Raw genomic sequence first — 14,618 nt, 5'->3', positions numbered from 1 at the left:
CGCCTGAGCGCCAACAGGGTTTCCGGAAATCCCGATCCGGGAGGCGGGTCAGTCCCGAAAGCGCCAGACGGAGCTGCGCTTGATCTCGGCATCCTCCAGGGCGCGGGTCACGGGAACCTCGTAGGTGGCGAGCGGCTCCAGTCGGTCGCGGGGCAGGTAGGTGCGGCCCGGATCGCCGACGAGCACGGTGGCGCCCCCGGCATGGAGTCGCGCGAGCCAGTTGCCGACTCGCGCCGCGATATCGCGCTCGTAGAAGATGTCGGCGGCCAGGATCACCTCGGCTGCGACCGGCCGGTCGATCAGGTCCGCCTGCACGGCCTCGATCCGCTCCGCCACGCCGTTGGCGGCGGCGTTGATCGCGATAGCCCGGATCGCGAAGGGGTCGAGGTCGCTCGCCAGCACCCGCGCCGCGCCCGCCCGCGCGGCGGCGATGGCGACCAGCCCCGACCCCGAGGCGAAATCGAGAACGGTGCGGCCCGCGACCGTCTCGGGCCGGTCGAGGAGGTAGCGGGCGAGCGCCTGCCCGCCGGCCCAGGCGAAGGCCCAGAAGGGCGGCGGCAGGCCGATCTCCTCAAGGGCCTCCTCGGTGCGCTGCCACAGCTCCGTCGCCTCGTGGGCGAGGTGGAGGCGGATCTCGGGGGCATGCGGCACCGGCAGCAGCCGCGTCTCGGCCCGGATGAAGGCGTCCGGATCGGCGATCACCGCCCCGGGTGCCCGCCGCCGAGAAGCTCGCGGTAGAGGCCGGCGACCGTCTCCGCCACCGCCGCCTCCGTGTAGCCGCCGGCCAGGATGCGCTCCCGCGCGGCCGCCCCCATCCCTGCGACGAGGCCGGGCTCCCCGCAGAGCCGGGCGATGGCGTCCGTGAGCGCTGCCGCGTCGCCGGGCGGGACGATCAGTCCCTCGATCCCGTCGCGCACCAGGGCCCGGCAGCCCGGCACGTCGGTGGTGAGGATCGCCCGGCCGCAGGCCGCCGCCTCGAGCAGGCTGCGCGGCAGGCCCTCCCCGCCCCGGGAGGCGAGGCAGGCGACGTGGTGGCCGGCCCAGACTCTAGCGGGATCGGAGGTCGACCCGTGCCAGGCCACGCCGTCCCGCGACCACTCGCGCAGGGTCGCCTCGGGGATCGCCCGGCGGTTCGAGGGATCGGGCGCGCCGTAGAGGTCGAGGGTGAGGGGCAGGCCCTTCGCCTGCGCGCGGCGGACCGCCTCGACCGCGGTGTCGATGCCCTTCGACCAGAGCATCCGCGAGACCACCGCGAGCCTGAGGGGCGGCGTCTCGGGCAGCGGGGTCGGCGCGAAGGCCTCCGGGTCGACCCCGGCGCCACCGACGATCGTCACGGCGGTGTCCGCCGGATCGAGCCCCAGCGCGCGGGCGTCGTCCGGGTTCTCGAACAGGAAGCGGGTGCGGGCCGTGGCGAGCGGCCCCCGGATCAGCCCCTTCAGGGCAAGACGCGCCATGCGGCCGGTGCGGTCCTCGCGGGCGCCGATCAGCCCGAGGCCCGTGAGTGCGAAGACGCGGGCCGGCACGCCGGCCATCGCCGCGGCGGTGCCGCCGACGAGGATGCCCCGGAGCGCGATGCAGTGGACGATGTCGGCCTTAAGCGCCTTCAGGATCGCCGCGAGCTGGCCCGCCGCGTAGCCCGCCGCCATCGGGTTGAGGCTGGAGCGCTCCGCCTCCAGCTCGACGACCCTGGCGCCGGTCGCCTCGATGGCGGCGCGATGCGCGCGCACCCGCGTCACCACCGCGACCTCGAGGCCCATGCCGACGGCGGCCCGCGCCATCGGCAGGAAGTGCGAGGCGAAGAACCAGTCCTCGGTGACGACGAAGACCAGGTTCTTCGGGACCTGCGTCGAGGGAGATGGGGGCGAGGCGGTCATCCCGGCCGCTCTATCAGGCCGCTCCCGCCCTGTCGCGCGGCGCGCTCACCTTGAGGAGATCAGACCGAGACGATGCAGAGGGAGCCGTTCACGGTCTCCAGGCTCTTCGAGAGGAGCCGCATCAGGGCGTAGACCGAGTCGATATGCGGGGTCGGCGTGCCGGTCAGGCGGCCGAGCTCGATCACCGAGCCGACGAGCGCTTCGAGCTCGATCGGGCGGCCGGCCTCGACGTCCTGGAGCATCGAGGTCTTGTGCTTGCCGACCTTCTCGGCGCCGGCGATGCGCCGGTCGATGTCGACGCGGAAGGTGACCCCGAGCTTGTTCGCGATCGCCTGCGCCTCCTCCATCATCGAGCGGGCGAGCGCCCGCGTGTCGGGGAACTGGCAGATGTCGACGAGGGTGGCGTGGGTCAGCGCCGAGATCGGGTTGAAGCTGAGGTTGCCCCAGAGCTTGAGCCAGATCTCGCCGCGGATGTCGCTCGTCACCGGCGCCTTGAAGCCGGCCTTGGTGAGCTGGGCCGCGAGGCGCTCGACGCGCCCGCTCGCCGTGCCGTCGAGCTCGCCGAGCGTGTAGCGGTTGCCCTCGACGACCTTGACGACGCCGGGCTCGGTGAGGATCGCGGCCGGGTAGACCACCGAGCCGATCACGCGGGAGCAGTCGAGGTGCTTGGCGATGAGCCCGCCCGGATCGGCGGCCTCGATATGGGTGCCGGCGTAGTCGCCGCCGTGGCCGCCGCAGAAGTACCACCACGGGATGCCGTTCTGCATCGTCACCACGACGGTCTCGGGGCCGACGAGGTGGCGCAGGTCGGCGGCGATGGGGCCGACCTGGTGGGCCTTCACGGTGAGCAGCACCACGTCATGGACGCCGGCCTCCGCCATGGAGCTGGTGGCGCGGACGTTGTTCACCTGGATCTCGGAGCCGTCCTCCTCGATCAGGCGCATGCCCTTGTCGCGGATCGCCTCCAGGTTGGCGCCGCGGGCGATGAAGGTGACGTCCTCGCCGGCATGGGCGAGCTTGATGCCGAGTTGGCCGCCGATGGCGCCGGCGCCGACGATCGCGATGCTCATGGCTTCCCGTCCCTGATCCCTGATGCCAGCCCGGTGCCCGGCGGTCGCCGAAAGTCGAGGACCGCATATCGCCGTGCGAGCAGCGCGTATTTTGAATTAGCGATGATTTAGCGGTTCCGGCAAACCCGGCCCAACGCAAAATTTTGGCGCTCGAACGCAGGTTTTTTTGAACGTCGAGGGTCTCGGCACCCTTGGATCACTCCGGAACCTTCGCCGGAGGTGGCCGTTCGGTCCCGGTGAGCGGGCAGGCTTGAGCTTGGCCCGCACCGAAATCGAGCGAAGGAGTTCTTCCGTGAGCAGCACCACCGACAAGATCAAGGGTCTCGCCAACGAGGCCGCCGGCAACGTCAAGCAGGGCATCGGCAAGGTCACCGGCAACGAGAAGCTGCAGGCAGAGGGCAAGGCGCAGGAGCTGAAGGGCGAGGCCCAGCAGACCGTCGGCAAGGCCAAGGACGGCATCAAGGGCGCCGCCCAGAAGGCCTCCGACGCCGTCAACCGGATCTGACGCGGCCCTCGGGGCGTCGAATGCCCCGCGACCATCGGGGCGGCGTGGAAGCGCGCCGCCCCTTCGACAGGAGGTCGAGACCATGAACCGAGACCGCATCGAAGGCGGCTTCCGCAACCTGCGCGGCCGCGGCAAGACGGCCCTCGGCGCGCTGGCCGGCCGCCCGCGCCCGCAGATCGAGGGCGCCATCGACCAAGCCGCCGGCGCCCTGCGCCACGAGTACGGCCGCGCCCGCGAGCACAGCGAGGCCCTCTACCGCGACGGCGAGCATCTCTATCGCGAGACCCGCGAGCGCGGGGAGGCCCTGATCGGCGAAGCGCGGGAGCGGGGCCGCCACATCCGTCACGAGGCCGGGAAGCGCGGGCGCCACTACCGCCACGAGGCCGAGGCACGCGGACGCGCTCTTGTGCAGCGGGCCGACGACAACCGCGGGACGACCCTTCTCCTCGTCGCGGCCGCCGCCTTCGGGCTCGGGCTGATCGTGCGCGGGCGGCGCTGAGGCCCGTTCTCACGCACCTTTCCATGACGTAAGCCTGTCCCGGAGCCCCGAGAGGGGTCCGGGAGGTTTCTGCCATGCCCCTGCGCCCCTGGAGCCACCTGACCACCGCCGACTGCGCGGGCGGGGCGCTCTCCCGCTCCGTGGCGGTCTTGCCGGTCGCGGCGGTGGAGCAGCACGGGCCGCATCTCCCGCTCGGCACGGACGTGATGATCGCGGAGGGCTATCTCGCCCGACTCGGCGCCCACCTCTCTCCAGAGGTCGACGCCCTCGTCCTGCCGGTCCAGAGCATCGGCAAGTCCGACGAGCACGACGCCTTCCCCGGCACCCTCACTCTCGACACGGCCACCGCGCTGAACGCCTGGACCGCGATCGGCGCCGGCGTCGCCCGCGCCGGCTGCGAGCGGCTGGTGATCGTCACCTCCCACGGCGGCAACAGCGCCCTCATCGACCTCGTGGCCGGGGAGCTGCGGGCCCGCCACGGCATGGTCGCGGTGACGACCTCCTGGAGCCGGCTCGGCCTGCCCGAAGGCTTGTTTCCCGAGGCCGAGATCGCCCACGGAATCCATGCCGGCGGCCTCGAGACGGCGCTGATGCTGGCGCTCCACCCGGAGCTGGTGCGCCGAGAGGCGATCGATGACTTCGAACCCGCGACCGCCGCCATGGCCCGCGACTACGCGCTGCTGCGGGCCGGCCGCCCCGCCGCCTTCGCCTGGAAGGCGGGGGACCTGCACCCGTCCGGCGCCATTGGGAACGCGGGACTCGGCACGGCCGCGGCCGGCGAGGCCGCCTTGGAGCACGGCGCAAAGCGCTTCGCAGCCCTCCTTGCGGAGGTCGCGCGCTTCTCCCTGCCGGGCGACGGCCGATAGCGCGCCGGGCCGAAACCCTGTTGTAACAATGTAACGTCCCGCGTCGATGCCATCGCATCCTCGTTTTCGCGGTTGCGGCGCGGCATGCGGTCGGTGCCTATGAAACGATATAACAGTCTCAACGGCCCGGTCGCATGTCCCGTCCCCTCTCCCCGCGCCGGAAGCGCATCGTTCGCCTCGCCGCGCTGCCGCTGCTCGGCCTCGCTCCGGGAAGCGCCGTCGCGCAGGCCCAGCAGGCGGTGAGCCTCGACGAGCTCAGCGTGACCTCGCCGAGCCCGATCCAGCCGGCGCCCCGCGCGGCGGCGCCGGCCGCGTCCCCGAACGGGATCCTGCCAGTCGTCGCGAGCACCTTCTCGCCGGTGACCGTTGTGACAAGCGACCAGATTGCCCGCGACCAGCCACGCACACTGGGCGACGCGCTCTCCGACCGGCCGGGCATCTCGTCCTCGACCTACGCGCCGGGCGCCGCCTCCCGGCCGATCATCCGCGGCCTCGACAACGCCCGCGTGCGCATCCAGGAGAACGGGATCGTCTCCGGCGACGTGTCCGAGCTCGGCGAGGACCACGCGGTGCCGATCAACCCGCTGGTCTCGGACCGGATCGAGGTGATCCGCGGACCCGCCACCCTCCGCTACGGCTCGGGCGCCATCGGCGGCGTGGTCTCGGCGGAGAACAACCGCATCCCGACCTTCATCCCCGCCCGCGGCGTCTCGGGGCAGGTGATGACGGGCTTCTCCAGCGTCGACAACGGGCGGCTCGGGGCCGCGAGCGTCGATGCCGGCGGCGACGGCATCGCGGTCCACGCCGACGGCTTCAGGACGGCCACCGACAGCTACGCGATCCCTGGCGGCATCCAGCGCAACTCGGCCACCGAATCGCAGGGCGGCGCGGTCGGCATCTCGGCGATCGGCGACCGGGGCTTCCTCGGAATCTCCTACAGCCGCTATGAGGGGCTCTACCAGATCCCCGGCGGCGAGGCCGAGGAGGCGCGCACCCGCCTGACGCCGCGCCAGGACAAGCTCGCGGCGCGGGGCGAGATTCGGCCGCTCGAAGGTCCCTTCGAGGTGCTGCGCTTCTGGGCCGGCGGCTCGGTGTACCGGCACGACGAGGTCGGCATCGGCGAGAGCGGGATCGACGGCATCCAGGCGATCTTCAAGAACCGCGAGGTCGAGGCGCGGATCGAGGCGCAGCATGTGCCGGTGTTCACGGCGCTCGGCACGCTGACCGGAGCCGTCGGCGTCCAGGCGGGCCGGCGGGTGATCAACACGCAGCTCGAAGGCTTCCTGCCGGCCACCGAGTCGCGCTCGAACGCGGTCTACCTGTTCGAGCAGCTCGATGTCGGCCACGGCCTGCGCTTCCAGGCGGCCGGGCGCATCGAGGGCGACCGGCTGAACTCCACCGCGACCCAGTTCCCGACGGATTATCTGCCGGTGCCCGGCGAGGACCCGGCTCGTTACGCCTTGACCCGGCGCTTCGCCCCGAAGAGCCTCAGCCTCGGCGCGCTGCAAGATCTGCCCTACGGGTTCGTGGCGAGCCTCAACGGCTCCTACGTGGAGCGGGCACCGACGGGTTACGAGCTGTTCTCGCAGGGGCCGCACGACGCCACCGCCACCTTCGAGATCGGCGACCCGCGCCTGCGGCTCGAGCGGGCGCGGACCATCGAGGCCAGCATCCGCCGCTCGGAAGGGCCGCTTCGCCTCGACGCCACCGGCTACTTCACCCGCTACACGGGCTTCATCTACAAGCGCGACACCGGCACCCGCTGCGACGACGACTTCGCCTCCTGCGGCAGCGGCGACGAGCTGCGCCAGATCGTCTACTCCCAGGCCAACGCCACCTTCTACGGCGCCGAGATCGGGGCTCAATACGATGCGATTCCGGTCGGCAACGGCTGGTTCGGCGTCGAGGCGCAGTACGATTTCGTGCGCGCCCAGTTCGACGACGGCTCGAACGTGCCGCGCATCCCGCCCCACCGGCTCGGCGGCGGCGTGTTCGTGCGGGCGGACGGCTGGTTCGCACGGGTGAACCTGCTCCACGCCTTCGCGCACACGGCGATCGCGCCCTTCGAGACGACGACGCCCGGCTGGAACGACCTGCGCGCGGAGGTGAGCTACACGGCGAGCCTCGACCCGGCGCTCTACGGCGCCAGCGAGGTCACGCTCGGCCTGCAAGGCCGCAACCTCCTCGACGACGACATCCGCAACTCGGCCTCCTTCAAGAAGGACGAGATCCTGCTACCGGGCCGCAACCTGCGCCTGTTCCTGACGGCGCGGTTCTAGGGACCGGACCCGATCCGCTCGACCATTCGGAGGACCGTCGGAGGGTGGGTTTCTGCCAGTCCGCTTCCGGTCGGCAACTTGTGAAAGCGGATGTCGGTGCTGCACCGGCTTCCGACCCGACACAGACATCAACGAGATCTACTCGGCACCCCAGCGCACTCGCTCACGCTCTCTTTCAAAGCCGCAGTACCGACCATGATTGGATCTTCTGCCTATAAACGAGGCAGAAGCAATCGAAACGGAAATTTGATGATTAATGCGGAAGATGGCAGAGTTTTCATAGGGCCTTCCGCCGTGAGCCTGAAGATCAAGCAAACCCTCATCGGCCTCCTATGGGGCTTGACGCTTGCCATCTTGACGCAAGGCGTCATCAGCGTTCTGCAGTTACGGGCCGTCAACGACAACGCGCTCGACTTGTCCGGAAACTGGATGCCGAGCGTACGAGAACTTGGTGATCTCAAGTACAAGATCACCCGACTGCGCCTCGTTGATGCACGTTATGTCGCCGCGCTCGAACCCGTCCGCGAGTTGGATCAAGTCGCCGAACAAAGGCTCGCAGACGTCGAGGTCGTGGCGAAGCGCTACCAGTCCCTTGTCAGCAGCCCGGAGGAGCGCGGCCTTTGGGAGTCTTACGGCCAGCGGTGGGCCGCGTATCTCGGCGAGCGCGTCAGGCTCATGGCCGCGGCTCGGGCCGGTGATCAGAAGCTGCTCTTCGACGCTTTTTCGGCCTCTCGCACGCCGTTCGATGATGCCGTCAAGATCCTTGACCAAGACTCGGCGCTCAACGCGAAGGCTGGCGACGAGGCTGCGGCGCAGGCGGCCGGCACCTACCGGCAGGCGCTTTGGCTGACGAGTTCGCTCTGCTGTCTCGCCCTCATGATCGGGCTGGCCGGCTTCGGCTTCGTCGTCGGCGGGCTCACGCGTCCCCTCGACCGGCTGATAGAGCGGATGCGCGGCCTCTCGGCCGACGACTTGGCAACCGAGGTCCCCTACCTCGCGCGGACCAACGAGATCGGTGCGATCGCGTCGGCCGTCGAGGCATCCCGAGATAACCTGATCCGCACCCGTGCGCTGGAAGCCGAGACAGCCCAGGCGCGCTTGGCCGCGGAGGAGCAGCGCAAGGCCGGTATGCGACAGATGGCCGACAGCTTCGAGCAGGCCGTTGGCGGGATTGTCGACATGGTCTCGTCGTCCGCCACCGAGCTGCAGGCGACCGCCCAGACCATGACTTCGGCCGCCACCGAGACGGCGAGCCAGTCGACCACCGTCGCGGTTGCAGCAGAGGAAGCAGCCGCCAATGTCAATACCGTGGCCGCGGCCGCTGAGGAACTGGGCTCGTCGGTTCAGGAGATCGGCCGGCAGGTTCTAGGGTCGGCCGATCTGGCGCAGCGGGCGGTCAGCGAGGCGGATCAGGCCGGATCCCTCGTGCAGGAGCTGAGCGGGGCTGTGGCCAGGATCGGAGAGGTGGTCGGCCTGATCTCGAACATCGCGAGCCAGACCAACCTCTTGGCCCTCAATGCGACGATCGAGGCGGCACGGGCGGGTGAGGCCGGCCGCGGCTTTGCGGTGGTCGCCGCCGAGGTGAAGGAGCTGGCTTCTCAAACCGCACGCGCGACCGAGGAGATCTCGGGTCAGATCGGTCATATCCAGACTGCAACGGGTCAGGCGGTCGGGGCCATCGGCTCCATCACCGCGCGCATCCGCGAGATCAACGTTGTGGCTTCCACGATCGCCGCCGCGGTGGAGGAGCAGGACGCGGCCACGCAGGAGATCGTGCGCAACGTGGCTCAGGCCTCGACTGGCACCGCAGAGGTGACGAGCAACATCGTCGGTGTGGCACGCGCGTCGGAGGACACAGGAGCGGCTGCCAGCCAGGTCCTTTCGTCGGCCTCTGAGCTGTCGCACCAGTCCGAGCATCTCAGCGCGGAAGTCGCACGCTTCTTGGCGACCGTTCGTGCCGCTTAAGATCGGCCGAACGGGCAATGATGACGAGGGTCGCCACTACGCCGGCCCCTTTTCATTGGAACCTACCCCGAGCCGAAACTGCCGAGTAGCCGACGAATGGCCGCTTTCGGGAAGTGCCGAAGGCTGTCCGGGCGACCGGGCTGGGTCGCGAGCCGAAGCCAACACGGCCGAGCCGATCGAGGTCGGTTGCTGGAAGCGCGGCGCGCCGGCCCAGGAAGGCCCGGCGCGCGAAAGTCCGAACAATCAGCCGTGGCAGGTGCAGCCGGCGTGGTCGCAGCCGGCATGATCCTTGTGGCCGTTGGCGCACTCGTCGCAGCAGAAGGCGCGGCCCTCGTGCTCGACCGCCTTGGCCACCGGCACCACGCAGACGCAGTCCGGGCAGGCGCACTTCACCATCTCGACATCGACGCTCGTCATCGCTCCGCTCCTTCGCTCTGATCCAGGTCCCCGTCATGCGGGGGGTGAGAGTGCCCGTGGTGGTCGTGCGCCTCGGTGAGGTGGGCGACCATGTTGGCGACCACGTCGCGGACGTGGTCGTCGTCCAGCGCGTAGGCCACGTGCCGACCCCGACGCTCCGCCCGCAAGATCCGCGCGGTGCGCAGCAGCCGCAGGTGGTGCGAGGTCAGCGACTGCGAGAGCCCGAGCCGCTCGACGATCTCCCCGACCTCATGCGCTCCGTCGAGACAGGCGAGCACGATCCGCAGGCGGTTCGGCTCCCCGAGGAGCCGGAACACCTCCGCAACATCCTCGACCTGACCCGCCGAGAGCGGCTGCACGTCCGACTCCAACACATGAGCACATGTTCATATGTAGAGATCTGGCCTCCCGCCGTCAATCGGGGGAGACGGTTCGTCCCTCAGACGAGGGCATCGAGGGAAGCGACGACCTGTGTGGGGGGCAGGTCCGGGTACTCGTCCGGCAGCCCGGTCCGGTTCACCCAGACGGCGGCGAAGCCGAAGGCGGCCGCACCGGCCACGTCCCAGCGGTTCGAGGAGCAGAACACCACGGCCTCGGGCGGCACGCCGAGGCGCTCTTCCACGAGGGCGTAGGCGCGCGGGTGCGTCTTGTAGGCGCCGGCCGCCGCGACGGAGAGGACCGCGTCGAGCTCGATTCCGGCGGAGGCGACGGCGCGCGCCAGCATGGCGGGATCGCCGTTGGAGAGGATCGCCGTGGAAAGCCCGCGCGCCTTCAGGGCGGCGAGGACGCGTTTCGCCTCCGGGTAGGCGTCGAGGTCGCGGTAGGCGTCGAGGAGTTGCTCCCGCAGCGCCCGGTCGATGCGTGGATGCCGGGCGAGGGCGAAATCGAGGGCGCGCTCGGTCAGGGTCCAGAACGGGGGGTGGCGGCCCGTGAGCGCGTAGACCCAGGTGTACTCGAGCTGCTTGCCCCGCCAGAGGTCGGAGAGCGCCCGCGCCTCGGGGCCGACCGCGCCGGCGTGGCGGGCGACCGCCGAGTGGACGTCGAACAGGGTGCCGTAGGCGTCGAAGACCACGGCGCGGGCGTGGGCGAGGATGTCGTGGCGCATCGGGGCCTCCTTTCCGGGGCGGAGGGCTACCGCCGGCGCAGCCTGATCCCGAAGGCTGCGAGCGTGCCGCCCAGCAGCGCGGCGTAGACGATCACGCCGGCGAGCCCCGTCAGGGCCAACGCGGGAAGGTCGCGCAGGTGCGGCAGCGGCGGCACGAACCCCTTCGCGAGCGGCCAGCCGTAGAGGGCGACGAGGGCGAGGCCGGCGCAGGCGAGCGCGACGCCGATCCCGGTGATCCCGAGCCCGCGGCTCGGCGCCGTCCAGCCCCGGCGGAGCGCCAGGATCACGAGGATCGCAAGGTTCACCCACTGCGAGGCGGCGGTGGCGAGCGCCAGCCCCGTGACGCCATAGGTACCGGTGAGCAGGATCTTCAGGCCGACATTGACCGCGATGGCGGTGAGCGAGGCGTAGAGAGGCGTCGTCGTGTCCTGCCGCGCGTAGAAGCTTGCCACCGCGCTGCGCACCAGCACCACGGCGGGCAGCGCCAGCCCGTAGGCGGCGAGCACCGAGGCCGCCCGCGCGGCGTCCTCGGCGGAGAAGGCGCCGCGCTCGAACAGGGTCGAGACGATCGGCCCCGACAGGGTCAGGAAGGCGATCGCGAAGGGCGCCGACAGCGCCAGCGAGAAGCCCGTCGCCCGGTTCTGGGCCGCGTGCGCTCCGGCCGCGTCCCCGGCGGCCAGCAGCCGGCTCATCTCCGGCAGCAGCACGGTGCCCGTGGCGATGGCGATGACGCCGAAGGGGAGCTGGTAGAGCCGGTCGGCGTAATAGAGCGCCGAGACGGCGCCCGTCGGCAGCAGGCTCGCGATGATCGTGTCGGCGAAGGTCGCGACCTGGAAGCCCGCCGAGCCGATCACCGCGGGGCCGAGCACCTTGAAGAAGCGCCGCATCGGCGCGTCGGAGAAGGCCGGGCGGGCGAGGCCGGGATCCGCCCCGATCCGCCGGCAGGCCCACCAGACGAGACCGAACTGAAGGAACCCTGAGACCGTCACGCCCCAGGCGGCGGCGTGCGCGGCGCTCGGGAACAGGAAGGCGACGGAGAGCGCCGCCAGCATCGTCAGGTTGAGGAGCACCGGCGCCCCGGCTGCGGCGGCGAAGCGGCGATGGGCGTTGAGGATGCCGGAGAGCAGCGTCACCCCGGTGATGAAGAGCAGGTAGGGGAAGGTGATGCGGGTGAGCGCCACGGCGAGGTCGAGCCGGGCGGGGTCCTCGGCGAAGCCCGGCGCCAGCGCCCGCACCACGAGGGGCATCAGCGGCAGGGCGATCGCCAGCAGCGCCACCTGCACGACCAGCATCAGGGTGAAGATGCGGTCGGAAAAGCGCGCCGCCTCCCCCGGCGCGCCGGCCTCGGAGAGCCTCGCGTAGGCGGGTACGAAGGCGGTGTTGAAGGCGCCCTCGCCGAAGATCGCGCGGAAGTGGTTCGGCAGGCGGTAGGCCACCACGAAGGCGTCGGCGACGGGTCCGGCGCCGAGCACCGCGGCCATCACCACGTCGCGGGCGAAGCCCGTGGCCCGCGACACGAGCGTCCAGCCGCCGACCGAGAGGATCGAGCGGATCACGCCGGAGGCCGCTGCGCGAGGACGGATGAGATCGACGCCACCTTGAGCTCCCGGAGCCGACGCGGTTCGCGGCGCGTGCGGGTTTGGCCGGTTTGCCGGCCGGGCTCAAGGCCGCGATGATGCACCCGAGCGGGCGGGAGGTTCGGGAAGGCTGTCGATGAGCGAGCGTCCCCTTCCCACACCCCCGGCGACGCTCGCCGACTTCCTCGGCCATCCGCTCTACGCCTGCGGGGCGCGGCGGGCGGTGCTCGTCGCCAACAACCCGCGTCTGACCGCGCGCCTCGAGCTGAACGCGGACGACCTCCTCGTGCAGTTCAACCGGCCGCTCTTCGCGCAGACGCTGCGGGCGGCCCCCTGCGCGCGGGCGCTCTGCTTCTTCGCCAACCACCACGAGTCCTACTGGGGCTTTGGCCCGGACCTGCGGCCGGGGTTCGACCTCGCGGCCGAGGCGGGCGGGGCGCTGCATCTCCTGTTCGCGCCGGTCTGGCGGCCGGGGCTCGAGGAGGGGTTGCGGGCGGCGCTCGGGGCGCGGCGGAGCGGGGTGACGGCCTCGGTCCTCGACGGGGCTCGCCTGCCCGGCCTGTCCTACCCGCAGGGGCGGATGCCTTCCCTCGGCTTCGCGGTGCTGGGTCTCCTGCGGCTCCTCAACCTGCTGCGGCGCCTGCACGGGCGTGAGGCGATGGCGCTCGCCACCGTCGGCTTCACGGGAGCGGCCGATCCCGGCGCCTGGGTGCGAGGCCGCTTCGAGGGCCACGACTTCGCCCACGAGCAGGCCGTGCTCGCCACCCTCCCGGAGGTGGAGCGGTTATAGCGGGTGCGGCCTCAGACATCGTTCCCACATGCGCGCCGGCTACGAGAGCCGCGAAGGTGGCTCGGGACGACCGGAGCAGGGATGGCGGACGCTTCGCTCCAGCGCATGGATGATCCCGCACGACCCGGCCGGTGGCCGATGGATGGTCCGGCCGCCCGCATCTGCGCCGCCCTCGTCGCGCTGGCGGCCTGGACCGGCCTCGCGGCGGGCTGCACGGCGGTGTTTGGCCGGACCGGATCGGTCGGGGCGACCGCCTGGGTGATGCTCGGCTACTTCACCAACACCACGGGGCTGCTCGCCGCCGTGCTGTTCACGGCCCTGGCAGCGAACCCGCGGGGGCTCGCGCGGCCCGCCACCCGCGCCCGCGCCGTCGCGGCGGCCGCGCTGATGACGCTCCTCGTCGGCATCGTGCAGCAAGCGCTGCTGCGGGGCCTGCGTCCGCTCGCCGGCCCCGACCTGCTCGCCGACGCGATGCTCCACCTCGTGCTGCCGGTGGCGGTGCCGCTGTTCTGGCTGGTCTTCGCCGGGAAGGGCCGCCTGCGGCGCGTCGATCCGCTGATCTGGACCGCCTATCCGCTCGCCTTCCTCGGCTACGCGCTGGTCCGGGGGGCGCTCGGCGGGCGCTACGCCTACCCGTTCATCGACGGGGCGCGGTTCGGCTGGGGAACGGTGGCCGTCACCTGCGCGGTGATCGCGGCGGGCTTCGTGGCGGTGGGAATGGCGCTCGTCGCCCTCGACCGGCTGCTCGCCGGAGCCCGGCCCGGCCGCCGAGGGGAGGAGCCGGACCGGTCCTGATCGGAGCCGGGACGCCGCGCGGGCGCCCCGGCCGTCACGCGGGGCCTGCGATCAGGCGCGCGCCTCGCCGTAGAGCTTCTCGACGTGCTCCCAGTTCACGAGGTTCTCGATGAAGGCCTTGAGGTAGTCGGGCCGGCGGTTGCGGTAGTCGATGTAGTAGGAGTGCTCCCACACGTCGACGCCAAGGATCGGCGTAGCGCCGTGCACGAGCGGGTTCTCGCCGTTCGGGGTCTTGAGGATGGCGAGCTTGCCGTCCTTGACCGCGAGCCAGGCCCAGCCGGAGCCGAACTGGCCGATGCCGGCGGCGATGAAGTCGGCCTTGAACTTCTCGAAGCCGCCGAGGTCCTCGTCGATCTTCTTGGCGAGCGCGCCGGGGGGGGTGCCGCCGCCGTTGGGCTTCATCCACTGCCAGAAGTGGATGTGGTTGTAGTGCTGGCCGGCGTTGTTGAAGAGCGCCTGGTTGGTGTTGTAGCTCGCCTTGACGATCTCCTCGACGCTCTTCCCCTGGAGGTCGGTGCCCTGGAGCAGCTCGTTGCCCTTGTCCACGTAGGCCTTGTGGTGCTTGTCGTGGTGGAACTCGAGGGTCTCCTTGGACATGTACGGCCCCAGCGCGTCGTAGGCGTAGGGCAGCTCGGGCAGCGTGAAGGTCATCGTCGGTCTCCGGTTCTCTCGTCGGGCGCGGGGCCGTCGGCCGGCCCTTGGGCGGGCATCCGCCGCCATCGCGCCGGGGCCCGTTGCGCGGACCGCCCGTGCGGCGGCCCTGCGGCGACGACGCTAAGGTAAGCCGCAGCGGCGGCCTGGCAACGGCGGTTTCGCGAAGAGGCGGGAAACATCCCCGTCCGGGGCGGCCTGGGGATGACGGCGTTCGAATTTTGC

General features: G+C 71.2%; 15 protein-coding genes. 7 read left to right on the top strand and 8 right to left on the bottom strand.

Annotated features, from left to right (window positions below; all coding sequences use genetic code 11):
• Nucleotides 1-48: 48 nt before the first annotated feature.
• From MFF04_RS14015 to MFF04_RS14005, 3 genes are read right to left on the bottom strand one after another with little or no spacing between them, the layout of a single operon-like run.
• The gene (locus MFF04_RS14015; protein ID WP_238276655.1) at nt 49-699 is read right to left on the bottom strand and encodes a class I SAM-dependent methyltransferase; all 651 of its coding nucleotides are present in this window, start codon (nt 697-699) and stop codon (nt 49-51) included.
• The gene (locus tag MFF04_RS14010; RefSeq protein ID WP_238276625.1) at nt 699-1,874 is read right to left on the bottom strand and encodes a glycosyltransferase family 4 protein; all 1,176 of its coding nucleotides are present in this window, start codon (nt 1,872-1,874) and stop codon (nt 699-701) included. The genes MFF04_RS14015 and MFF04_RS14010 overlap by 1 nt, the downstream gene beginning before the upstream one ends.
• Before the next feature lie 59 nt (nt 1,875-1,933).
• Entirely contained in the window at nt 1,934-2,944 is a 1,011-nt protein-coding gene (locus MFF04_RS14005) for a 2-dehydropantoate 2-reductase (protein WP_238276624.1), read from the bottom strand.
• A gap of 292 nt (nt 2,945-3,236) precedes the next feature.
• On the opposite strand from MFF04_RS14005, the gene MFF04_RS14000 reads away from it, so the two are divergent.
• The 5 genes from MFF04_RS14000 to MFF04_RS13980 all read left to right on the top strand — a co-directional run bounded on the left by MFF04_RS14000 (nt 3,237) and on the right by MFF04_RS13980 (nt 9,058).
• Nucleotides 3,237-3,449 carry a CsbD family protein gene (locus tag MFF04_RS14000; RefSeq protein WP_238276623.1) on the top strand — a complete coding sequence of 71 codons (213 nt, stop codon included), beginning with the start codon at nt 3,237-3,239 and terminating at the stop codon, nt 3,447-3,449.
• A gap of 82 nt (nt 3,450-3,531) precedes the next feature.
• Complete coding sequence (locus MFF04_RS13995) at nt 3,532-3,948, top strand: CsbD family protein (RefSeq protein WP_238276622.1); 417 nt, start codon at nt 3,532-3,534, stop codon at nt 3,946-3,948.
• 74 nt (nt 3,949-4,022) lie between these two features.
• Nucleotides 4,023-4,814 (top strand): creatininase family protein, encoded by a 792-nt coding sequence (locus MFF04_RS13990; protein ID WP_238276621.1) that lies wholly within the window; start codon nt 4,023-4,025, stop codon nt 4,812-4,814.
• 134 nt (nt 4,815-4,948) lie between these two features.
• Nucleotides 4,949-7,093 (top strand): TonB-dependent receptor, encoded by a 2,145-nt coding sequence (locus MFF04_RS13985; RefSeq protein WP_238276620.1) that lies wholly within the window; start codon nt 4,949-4,951, stop codon nt 7,091-7,093.
• Nucleotides 7,094-7,387: 294 nt separating this feature from the next.
• Nucleotides 7,388-9,058, top strand: coding sequence for a methyl-accepting chemotaxis protein (locus tag MFF04_RS13980; protein WP_238276619.1), 1,671 nt, complete (start codon nt 7,388-7,390; stop codon nt 9,056-9,058).
• A gap of 243 nt (nt 9,059-9,301) precedes the next feature.
• Here the strand turns inward: MFF04_RS13980 and MFF04_RS13975 are convergent, their stop codons facing one another.
• From MFF04_RS13975 to murJ, 4 genes are all read right to left on the bottom strand, one after another.
• Entirely contained in the window at nt 9,302-9,475 is a 174-nt protein-coding gene (locus MFF04_RS13975; RefSeq protein WP_238276618.1) for a metallothionein, read from the bottom strand.
• Nucleotides 9,472-9,834 carry an ArsR/SmtB family transcription factor gene (locus MFF04_RS13970; protein WP_238276616.1) on the bottom strand — a complete coding sequence of 121 codons (363 nt, stop codon included), beginning with the start codon at nt 9,832-9,834 and terminating at the stop codon, nt 9,472-9,474. The genes MFF04_RS13975 and MFF04_RS13970 overlap by 4 nt, the downstream gene beginning before the upstream one ends.
• 80 nt (nt 9,835-9,914) lie before the next feature.
• Nucleotides 9,915-10,580 (bottom strand): haloacid dehalogenase type II, encoded by a 666-nt coding sequence (locus MFF04_RS13965; RefSeq protein ID WP_238276614.1) that lies wholly within the window; start codon nt 10,578-10,580, stop codon nt 9,915-9,917.
• A 26-nt stretch (nt 10,581-10,606) separates the two neighbouring features.
• Nucleotides 10,607-12,136, bottom strand: a complete 1,530-nt coding sequence (gene murJ / locus MFF04_RS13960; protein ID WP_238276612.1) for a murein biosynthesis integral membrane protein MurJ — start codon at nt 12,134-12,136, stop codon at nt 10,607-10,609.
• A 157-nt stretch (nt 12,137-12,293) separates the two neighbouring features.
• On the opposite strand from murJ, the gene MFF04_RS13955 reads away from it, so the two are divergent.
• Complete coding sequence (locus tag MFF04_RS13955) at nt 12,294-12,947, top strand: hypothetical protein (protein ID WP_238276611.1); 654 nt, start codon at nt 12,294-12,296, stop codon at nt 12,945-12,947.
• 81 nt (nt 12,948-13,028) lie between these two features.
• Nucleotides 13,029-13,742: a Pr6Pr family membrane protein gene (locus tag MFF04_RS13950; protein WP_238276610.1), complete on the top strand. Its 714-nt coding sequence runs from the start codon at nt 13,029-13,031 to the stop codon at nt 13,740-13,742.
• Between the two features lie 51 nt (nt 13,743-13,793).
• Here the strand turns inward: MFF04_RS13950 and MFF04_RS13945 are convergent, their stop codons facing one another.
• Nucleotides 13,794-14,393 carry a superoxide dismutase gene (locus MFF04_RS13945; RefSeq protein WP_238276609.1) on the bottom strand — a complete coding sequence of 200 codons (600 nt, stop codon included), beginning with the start codon at nt 14,391-14,393 and terminating at the stop codon, nt 13,794-13,796.
• Nucleotides 14,394-14,618 lie beyond the last annotated feature (225 nt).

Origin of the sequence: Methylobacterium jeotgali, from assembly GCF_022179345.1 — a bacterium.
GTDB lineage: Bacteria > Pseudomonadota > Alphaproteobacteria > Rhizobiales > Beijerinckiaceae > Methylobacterium > Methylobacterium jeotgali.
The sequence above is the reverse complement of the archived record's forward strand: the minus strand, read 5'-3'. Positions and strand labels throughout refer to the sequence as shown.